General features: G+C 36.8%; 9 protein-coding genes, 1 pseudogene and 1 other annotated feature (1 of these 11 running past the window's edge). Of the genes and pseudogenes, 7 read left to right on the top strand and 3 right to left on the bottom strand.

Annotated elements, in window-relative coordinates:
- Positions 1 to 329 (bottom strand): annotated as a pseudogene (locus KH893_RS05185) (ISL3 family transposase); the annotation flags it as partial.
- 367 nt (positions 330 to 696) lie between these two features.
- Here KH893_RS05185 and clpX point away from each other — a divergent pair.
- The 4 genes from clpX to KH893_RS05165 all read left to right on the top strand — a co-directional run bounded on the left by clpX (position 697) and on the right by KH893_RS05165 (position 5,856).
- Positions 697 to 1,947 carry an ATP-dependent Clp protease ATP-binding subunit ClpX gene (gene clpX, locus KH893_RS05180; RefSeq protein ID WP_281165084.1) on the top strand — a complete coding sequence of 417 codons (1,251 nt, stop codon included), beginning with the start codon at positions 697 to 699 and terminating at the stop codon, positions 1,945 to 1,947.
- An 86-nt stretch (positions 1,948 to 2,033) separates the two neighbouring features.
- Complete coding sequence (gndA, locus tag KH893_RS05175; protein WP_281165083.1) at positions 2,034 to 3,464, top strand: NADP-dependent phosphogluconate dehydrogenase; 1,431 nt, start codon at positions 2,034 to 2,036, stop codon at positions 3,462 to 3,464.
- 170 nt (positions 3,465 to 3,634) lie between these two features.
- Positions 3,635 to 4,321 carry a response regulator transcription factor gene (locus KH893_RS05170; RefSeq protein WP_281165082.1) on the top strand — a complete coding sequence of 229 codons (687 nt, stop codon included), beginning with the start codon at positions 3,635 to 3,637 and terminating at the stop codon, positions 4,319 to 4,321.
- Positions 4,322 to 4,386: 65 nt separating this feature from the next.
- Positions 4,387 to 5,856, top strand: coding sequence for a HAMP domain-containing sensor histidine kinase (locus tag KH893_RS05165; protein ID WP_281165089.1), 1,470 nt, complete (start codon positions 4,387 to 4,389; stop codon positions 5,854 to 5,856).
- Positions 5,857 to 5,895: 39 nt separating this feature from the next.
- On the opposite strand, the gene yidC is transcribed toward KH893_RS05165, so the two are convergent.
- Both yidC and KH893_RS05155 read right to left on the bottom strand, forming a co-directional pair.
- The gene (yidC, locus tag KH893_RS05160) at positions 5,896 to 6,834 is read right to left on the bottom strand and encodes a membrane protein insertase YidC (RefSeq protein ID WP_281165081.1); all 939 of its coding nucleotides are present in this window, start codon (positions 6,832 to 6,834) and stop codon (positions 5,896 to 5,898) included.
- 97 nt (positions 6,835 to 6,931) lie between these two features.
- The gene (locus KH893_RS05155) at positions 6,932 to 7,207 is read right to left on the bottom strand and encodes an acylphosphatase (RefSeq protein WP_281165080.1); all 276 of its coding nucleotides are present in this window, start codon (positions 7,205 to 7,207) and stop codon (positions 6,932 to 6,934) included.
- A gap of 82 nt (positions 7,208 to 7,289) precedes the next feature.
- On the opposite strand from KH893_RS05155, the gene KH893_RS05150 reads away from it, so the two are divergent.
- From KH893_RS05150 to KH893_RS05140, 3 genes are all read left to right on the top strand, one after another.
- Positions 7,290 to 8,066: a TrmH family RNA methyltransferase gene (locus KH893_RS05150; protein WP_281165079.1), complete on the top strand. Its 777-nt coding sequence runs from the start codon at positions 7,290 to 7,292 to the stop codon at positions 8,064 to 8,066.
- A gap of 96 nt (positions 8,067 to 8,162) precedes the next feature.
- Entirely contained in the window at positions 8,163 to 8,663 is a 501-nt protein-coding gene (locus tag KH893_RS05145) for an HD domain-containing protein (RefSeq protein WP_281165078.1), read from the top strand.
- A gap of 103 nt (positions 8,664 to 8,766) precedes the next feature.
- Positions 8,767 to 9,108 (top strand): winged helix-turn-helix transcriptional regulator, encoded by a 342-nt coding sequence (locus KH893_RS05140; RefSeq protein ID WP_281165077.1) that lies wholly within the window; start codon positions 8,767 to 8,769, stop codon positions 9,106 to 9,108.
- A 43-nt stretch (positions 9,109 to 9,151) separates the two neighbouring features.
- Positions 9,152 to 9,344, top strand: a binding site (T-box leader) (it continues 26 nt past the right edge of the window).

Raw genomic sequence — 9,344 nt, 5'->3', positions numbered from 1 at the left:
TTAGGCTGAATGCCAGCAACTTTAGCAATTTGGGTGATGACTTGGGGACACATTTTGGATTTAGGGCAAATAAACTTTTGTTTGCGAATACAAAGAATATTAGTAACTCCAGCCGAAGGCAAACCGACAGCTTTAGTCAGTTTAAAACCATTTCGCAGCATTCTTCGATGACAAGCAGGGCAAAAGCAAGGATAAGTTTGTAGCAAATGGACAAAGTGAACATTTTGATGATGATAAGATCCTTCAGTGATGTAATTATCACCAAATTTAGGATCGAAAATCAGCTTTGAGTCTTTAATTCCGAGTAAAAATCGGGTACAATAATCCATGAATTAAACATTCTTTCTATACTCGTTGAAAAGCGAGTTTATTTTGAAGATGAAGTTGCCGCTTCATCTTTTTTTTAGTTATAGACAAACTTATTATATTTGGATTTCCTTTGTGAGTCCTTTATTTTGTTTTAGCGTTGCACTTAAAGTGTAAATTCAAGGCATAAAATAAAAATCGGTACTTAGGATAGAAAAATTTCTATCAGTACCAAATATTATAGAACCAAATAAATTGACAAGTTACTAGGCTTGTTTCCTTCACGTCAGTCTTTTGGCTGGCGTGTTTCTTTTATCGGCTGCTTAACTATTAGCCTTTGGAGCAGCTCTTTGGTAAAATAAGGTGAATAATGTCTTTAGGAGGAAAGCAATGTTTGAAGATAGTGATAAGAATGGCCCAGTAGTTTGTTCATTTTGTGGTAAATCACAAGACCAGGTAAAGAAAATAGTTGCTGGCCCTGGAGTCTACATTTGCAATGAATGCATTGATTTGTGCAAGGAAATAATTGATGAGGAATTTAAGGCTGAATTATCTGAGGACTTGGTCAATGTACCTAAGCCACATGAAATTGTTAATATTCTGAATCAATATGTAATCGGTCAGGAGCAGGCTAAAAAAACTTTGGCTGTTGCAGTCTATAATCATTATAAGCGGATCAGTTCTGAGTTAAATCAAGATGACGAAACTGAATTGCAAAAAAGTAATATTTGTTTGGTCGGTCCGACTGGATCGGGAAAGACCTTTTTAGCCCAAAGCTTAGCCAAAATTTTGAATGTTCCATTTGCAATTGCTGATGCAACAACTTTAACTGAGGCTGGATATGTTGGTGAAGATGTTGAGAATATTTTACTAAAATTACTGCAAAATTCTGATTATGATGTTGAACGAGCACAACGCGGCATAATTTATATTGATGAAATTGATAAGATTGCTAAAAAAAGTGAAAATGTTTCGATTACCCGGGATGTTTCTGGCGAAGGTGTTCAACAAGCTTTGTTGAAGATCCTTGAAGGAACGATTGCTAATGTGCCGCCGCAAGGTGGAAGAAAACATCCACAACAAGAGTTTATCCAGCTTGACACCACTAATATTTTGTTTATTGTTGGCGGAGCATTTGATGGAATCGAAGAAATTGTTAAACGGCGCTTGGGCGATCAAACAATTGGTTTCGGAGCTGCAACTGCTAAGAGTAAACCTAATGAAGGTAAAAGTCTAATGCAGCAAATTATTCCTGAAGACTTGTTAAAGTTCGGCTTGATTCCAGAATTTATCGGTCGCTTGCCGATTTTAACTGCTTTAGAAAAATTGACCGAAGAAGATTTGGTCCGAATTTTAACTGAACCGAAGAACGCTTTGGTTAAACAATATGCGAAATTAATGGAAATGGATGATGTTAAGCTGACATTTGCTCCAGCAGCTTTAAAAAAAGTGGCTCGTTTAGCAATTGAAAGAAAAACTGGAGCTCGTGGTTTGCGATCAATCATTGAAAATACAATGCGAGATGTAATGTTTGATATACCGAGTCAGGAAAACATTACCGAAGTTATTGTTACTCCAGAAAGTGTTGATGGGAACAGCTCTCCACAAATTATTCATCGTGATGATCAACAAGCTTCTTAATGGGAATTTGTTTTAATTGCCGCTTTAACTTTGAGAAGGATTTTGATAGGATAAACTTGGTTGAAAATTTTTGAGGAGGTTTAAGGATGGATAAACCACAAATTGGTGTCATTGGTATGGCTGTCATGGGTAAGAACTTAGCTTTAAATATTGAAAGCCGTGGCTATACGGTAGCAATCTTTAATCGAACCGGTGCCAAAACAAAAAAAGTTGTTGAGGATCATCCTAAGCGTAATTTAGTGCCTAGTTACTCAATTGAAGAGTTCGTTGGTTCTTTAGAACGACCGCGACGTATTATTTTAATGATCAAAGCTGGGGCACCAACTGATAATATCATCAAACAATTATTACCACATCTTGAAAAAGGTGATGTTTTAATTGATGGTGGTAATACTTTCTTTGGTGATACGATACGGCGAAATGCCAAATTAGATGAATCAGGAGTCAACTTCATTGGTATGGGAGTTTCTGGTGGCGAAAAAGGTGCATTGGAAGGCCCTTCACTGATGCCGGGTGGTCAAAAAGAAGCTTATGATTTAGTGGAACCAATTTTGCAAAAAATTGCGGCAAAAGCAAATGATGGTACTCCGTGTGTAACCTATATTGGGCCCAATGGAGCTGGCCATTATGTGAAAATGGTCCACAATGGCATTGAATATGGTGATATGGAACTAATTGCGGAAAGCTACAATTTACTTCGTCAGATTCTTGGCTTATCAGTTAAAGAAATTGCAACTATTTTTAATGATTGGAATCAAGGTGAATTGGATAGCTATTTAATAGCAATTACAGCTGAAATTTTGACACGTGATGATGATTTAGGAACAGGTAAGCCAATTGTTGACGTCATCCTTGATCGAGCAGGCAATAAAGGTACTGGTAAGTGGAGTTCTCAAAGTGCGCTTGAATTGGGAGTCCCACAATCATTGATTACCGAATCGGTTTATGCACGCTATATTTCAGCCTTAAAAGATGAGCGGGTTAATGCCAGTCAAGTTTTAGCCGGACCGCAAACATCAAAACTGTCTTTAACAAAAACGCAAAAACAAGAATTGGTTGAAAAGATTCGTCAAGCTCTTTACTTTAGCAAAATTATGAGTTACGCTCAGGGATTTGAACAATTGCGGTTTGCCTCTGAACATTTTGATTGGCAGTTAAATTACGGTGAACTGGCAATGATCTGGCGCGGCGGTTGCATTATTCGTGCCCAATTTCTCCAGAAGATTACAGATGCCTTTAACCACAATCCAAAACTTAAAAACCTGTTATTAGATTCATACTTTAGAGAGATTACCAAGAATTATCAAGCGGCTGTGAGAGATATTTCGGCCTTGGCTATTAAATCAGGGATTGCTGTACCCGGTTTTACTGCAGCGATTACTTATTTTGATCAATATCGCTCAGCAGTTTTGCCAGCTAACATCATTCAAGCTCAACGTGATTATTTTGGTGCTCACACTTATGAGAGAAATGATCGTCCAGGAATCTATCACTACGAATGGTATCATGAAGAATAATCTTAAGCGATCAGCTGAATAAAGGAGGAACTGTTAGAAACATTTGTTTTGTAACAGTTCTTTTCTTTTCAAGTTTGTTTAAAAAGGGCGACTAAATTCAATTTTTGTGGTAAATTAGAATTTGAGGATTAGTAGAAGATTAATTAAATTTAAAATTAGGAGTGTCAGGTATGAGCCGTATATTAATAATTGAGGATGAAAAAAATTTGGCTCGCTTCGTCGAATTGGAATTACAACATGAAGGTTATGAAACTGAGGTCCATTATAATGGGCGAACTGGGCTTGAGGCAGCACTTGAAAAAGATTGGGATGCAATCTTGCTTGATTTGATGTTACCAGTTTTAAATGGTTTGGAAGTTTGCCGTCGAATTCGGCAGGTAAAAAGCACACCAATTATCATGATGACAGCTCGGGATTCGGTCATTGATCGAGTTTCTGGATTGGATCATGGAGCTGATGATTACATTGTTAAACCATTTGCAATTGAAGAGCTTTTAGCGAGATTAAGAGCTTTGCTACGACGAGTGCAAATTGAGAGTAAGCAGAACTCCGTTAAACAAACAAAAGTAACTTTTAAAGATTTAACAATTGAAAAGGAAAATCGGGTAGTTCGGCGTAGCGATGAAGTTATTGAATTAACTAAACGTGAATATGAGCTTTTATTGACTTTAATGGAAAACGTCAATGTTGTTTTGTCACGAGACGTTTTGTTAAAAAAAGTTTGGGGCTATGAATCTGAGATTGAAACAAATGTTGTTGACGTTTATATTCGTTATTTACGGAATAAGATCGATCGCCGTGGTGAGGAAAGCTATATTCAGACTGTTCGTGGAACAGGGTATGTGATGCGTTCGTGATCAAAAATAAAAGCAAAAATTCGAAAATCAAGCGGCAGGCTATTTCCCGCCGCTTTTCATTAAAAATGAAATGGTCAATTGGTACCGGGATTGGTGTCTTATTGATTTATGGGATATTTTCTATTTTGCTGTTTCAAAGTTTTTCAAACCTACTCTTACGCCAGGAACAGCAATATGCTCAAGATGCGTTAACTGTGGCACAAAACAAGTTAGCAGGACTAGAGAACCAATTTAATTCAGACAATGTTGCTAGTTTATTGAACTCAGATATTGGCTCAGTTAACGACAATCATAAACATCACAAAAATTTGTACTCGAATGATGTTTTTGTGACTTTATCACGAAAAAATATTGGGGTTAGTGTTTATAATCGGCAAAGACAAAAGATTTTTGCATCACGTTCGGTGCCAGTTAAGTTTACTGCTAAAAGTAAAACGCAAACGACTTTTCTTGTTCAGGAAGGTGTACATGTTTTTGTTAAACGCAGTCCAGTTTATAGCAAGAATGGTCATCACTTGCTTGGCTATGTCCAAGTTACCAATCGTCTAGTTGATTATGATGCGACGCGAGGAAAGCTGATTTTGATCTTTCTGGTTTTTGGCTTAACAGCAGCTTTAGCAAGTGCCCTTTTAGGGTATATCTTGGCAGCCTGGCTGTTACGGCCGATAGATTTGATTAATGAGACAATTGAAAAAATTAACCAGGCTGATGCGCAAAATGATCCGGTTGCTAACGTACGAGTACCAGTGGCTAGTCATCATGATGAATTGACCGATCTGAGTCAGTTATTTAATATTATGCTGGATCGAATGCAACGTTATATTGAACAGCAACAACAGTTTGTTGAAGATGTTTCTCATGAATTACGGACACCGGTAGCAATTATTCAAGGCCACTTAGAGTTGTTAAATCGTTGGGGCAAAGATGATCCTCAAGTTTTGAATGAATCAATCGCTGCTTCTTTGCAAGAAATTAATCGGATGAAGAGCTTAGTGCAAGAAATGTTAGATTTGTCACGAGCGGAACAAGTTGAGATCCATTTTAAAAATGAGCTGTCTGATGCTCGAGAAGTTGCTTTGCAAGTGTTTAATAATTTTAAAATGATCCATCCGGACTTTTCTTTTGTGATGGATAATGATTTAGAAGAAAAAACATTAGTTAAAATCTATCGTAATCATTTGGAACAGGTACTGATTATTTTAATGGATAATGCTGTCAAGTATTCAAAAGAACGTTTAGAAATCCATTTATCAGTTTCTAAAAATTCTCGTTATGTTGAAATAGCTATTCAAGATTTCGGTGAGGGAATTTCACAAGATGATATTAATAAAGTCTTTGATCGCTTTTATCGGGTTGATAAAGCCCGTAGTCGTGGCAAAGGCGGCAATGGTTTAGGACTTTCAATTGCTAAGCGGTTAATTGAAGGCTATCATGGACAATTAACCTTAGAAAGCGTCTTAGGACAAGGCTCGATTTTTAGGATTTTCTTGCCTTTAAAAATTGAAGTCGAGGCCTTGCCGTCTGAGGATAAATAAACAAAAAAGCTGAATTCTTATTGAATTCAGCTTTTTTGTTTATTTATGGCGATTTTGTTTGCCGGCATTTCGTTTGCGGTTACGATTAGCAATCTTTTCTTTAGTAACTTTTTCAATTTCAGCTTTTTCATGTTTCAAACTGGTTGAAGCCTTTTGAACTTCTTCATGAACAATTTTCTTCGGTGGATTCTTCTTTAATTCAGCTTGAATTTCAGCTCTGATTTTTGGTCGCATTAAGTTGATCAAGACAACTTGAATACAGGCAAAAATTCCACCAATAAAGAAGTAGAGACCTAAGCCGGCCGGTGAAAACAAAGTCATTGCAGTCAACATGATTGGGCTCATAAACATCATCGATTGCATTTGCTTTTTTTGCTCAGCTGGAACCCCCAAAGTTGAGAGGTAACCTTGGAACAAGTAGATCAAGAACGTCAGAATTGCTAAAATGTAGCTTTTCTGTCCCAAATTGATTCCCATAAAATATGATTTTGATAACTCTGGAGAGTACTGGATAGCTGCATATAAAGCAGCAAAAATTGGCATTTGAATCAAAATCGGTAAACAACCAATTCCGCCGGTCAACGATACTCCATTATTTCGATAGAGTTCCATCATCTGCTGACTTACCAAATTTTTTTCCTCGGCTGTTTTAGCTTCCTTTTGTTTCTCTTGGATTTCCACCAGCTGAGGTCGAATTGATGACAATTTTTCTTGTTGAACAGTTGCTTGTTTTGATTGACGTAACATCAATGGCATTAAAGCTAAGCGAACAATAAAAGTAATCACAATAATTGCCCAACCAAAACTTCCACCCAGCTGATTAGATAAGCCGACCATTATATGTTGAGTAGGCACTGCTAAGTAGTCGTAAACTACTCCGTATGGTTTTCCACTGCTCGTTCGTTGGACACAGCCACTGAGAAAAAAGGCTAACGAAAAAAAGAGAGGCAGCATTATAAAACGTTTTAATTTTTTCATGATCTAATCCCTTTCAAATGAACTACGTAATTTACTATACTTTATCTGTTGCCCTTTTTCAATTTTGTTTTTAATTAATTAAGATTTTCTTCATTCTTTAGTAAGTAACACGAAATTTTTGATAGTTTCGATTCGGTTCAATCAAAGAAACCTCTGTTTTTTCAACGCGACCACTAGGAGATGGAGACAACTTTACTTTTGCTATGAATTCCTGAATTACAATTGCTGGTCCTTGAGCTTCAATGTAAACAGAACCATCAGCCTCATTGCGGACAATACCGGCAATTTTTAAGCGATCAGCCAAAATTTTGGTGCAATAGCGAAAACCAACTCCTTGAACGAGACCATAAACCTTTATCCTTACAGCTATCATATTAATCACCTTGACAATTATTTTTATTTTATTTCTATGTTATACTAAGTCACAGTATTTAATCAATTAATGGGGTCAAACAATGAAAAAAATTGAGTCGATTCAAAATGGTTACGTTAAAAATTGGACAAAATTAAAAAACAAAAAAGGCCGAAAAAATCAACAATCCTACTTATTAGAAGGATGGCATTTAGTTAAAGAGGCATTGTTAGCACAAGTAAAAATACAAGTCATTTTAGTCACAGCTGATTTTAAGGAACAAGCAGAGCTAACGGAGTTGATTACTAAAGACCAGCCACTAATTTTAATTTCACCGGCAGTTGCTGAAAAAATTAGTGATACAGATCATCCGCAAGGAATTTTTGCGGTTGTTGCACTTGAAAAAAGTCTTGCTGAAATTTCGCCTGATCTTGCTGGGAAATGGCTGCTGCTTGATAATGTGCAAGATCCTGGAAATATCGGAACAATGGTTAGAACAGCTGATGCTGCCGGCTTTACTGGGGTAGTCTTTGGCAGAGGAACAGCGGATTTGTTTCAACCAAAAGTTGTCCGCTCAATGCAAGGAAGTCAATTTCATATTAAACTGTTCACAGGTAAATTAGCCGATTGGCTTACAGCCTTTGCTCAGCAGGGTTACCCAGTTTGGGGAACAGAAGTTAATGCGCAGGCTTTAGATTATCGTCAGGTCAAGCGTGCTCATAATTTTGCGTTGATTATGGGGAATGAAGGTAATGGCGTCGATCCTCAATTGCTAAAACAAACGACTCAAAATATTTATATTCCGATCCAGGGTCAAGCCGAATCATTGAATGTGGCGGTAGCGGCTGGCATTTTAATGTTTCAACTTAACAATTATTAAATTTTTTTAAATCAGCGATGATTTTAACGGTTTTCTCTTGAAAAAGATCCATGAAATGCTTTACTATGAAAGTAGCTTTAATAAGAGAGGTATTATATGAAAAAAGATGAATGGCGTCAAGATCAAGAGTATTTGAGCTATGTTGGTGAGTTATTGGAACGTCCAGAAGTTCGGAGTTTGGCTAATTATAAACAGCATTACTTTTCAAATCGGTTGGAGCATTCAATTTCAGTTTCATATGATAGTTACCGAATCGCAAAGAGATTGCACTTAAATGCACGTGCAACAGCTCGGGCTGGATTATTGCATGATTTGTTTTATTATGATTGGCGAACGACTAAATTCAATAGTGGTACACATGCCTGGATCCATCCGCGAATTGCAGTTAGAAATGCCGAGAAATTCACGCATCTCAGTGTGCTGGAACGTGATATTATTCTTAAACATATGTGGGGTGCAACTCTGATGCCGCCAAGGTATCCTGAGAGTTATATTGTTACAGCAGTCGATAAATATGAAGCTACTTCAGAATTTAGTTTACCGCTCTTTTTTCGATATGAAAAAAGGGTGAAACAGCATTTGAAAATTTCAAATTAGAGTTAGTGAGCTGTCTTTGATTAAAAAGCAGCTCTTTTTTTGGTTAAAAATGATATACTTGTTTTAATAGTAAATTTTATTTTCTTTGAGGGGAGGATAATTGATGCCTGAAACAGGAACAGTTGTTGATTTTAAAGTCTGTCCAAAATTTGAAAAAACTTTTGGTATTTTGGGGAAAAAATGGAATGGTTTAATTATTGATGTTTTATTGAATGAAGGTCCACAGCGTTTTAAGGAATTAACAGCTAAGATTTCAAAATGTAGTGATCGCGTTTTAGTTGAACGTTTGCGTGAACTTGAAGAAGATGGAATTATTAGTCGTGAATTGGTTTCAGATTGTCGGCCAGTTTACAAGTTGACTAAACAGGGCCTTGATTTAAGTCAAGTCATGATCGATATCCATAAATGGGCTGAAAAATGGTATTCACTGGATGATTGTCAGTAACCCAGACTTGACGAAAACAAATTGAACGTTTAAACTGAAAAATTGAAAAACATTGAAGGAAGCTAGTAATATGATCTTTTAGTTTCAGAGAGAGTTGCAGCTGCTGCAAGCAATTCCTAAGAGACATATGAATTTCATTTCCAGAGTTGCAATCGGGATTTGCGATTTAATGAATGATCTGCCGGGAGACCGTTATCTATTTGAGTGTTGGAATGTTCGAGCATTTCAAAATTAGG

Origin of the sequence: Liquorilactobacillus sicerae, assembly GCF_029916425.1 — a bacterium.
In the GTDB taxonomy this organism is placed as follows: domain Bacteria; phylum Bacillota; class Bacilli; order Lactobacillales; family Lactobacillaceae; genus Liquorilactobacillus; species Liquorilactobacillus sicerae.
Note: the sequence above shows the minus strand (reverse complement) of the source record. Positions and strands in the feature narration are given on the sequence as shown.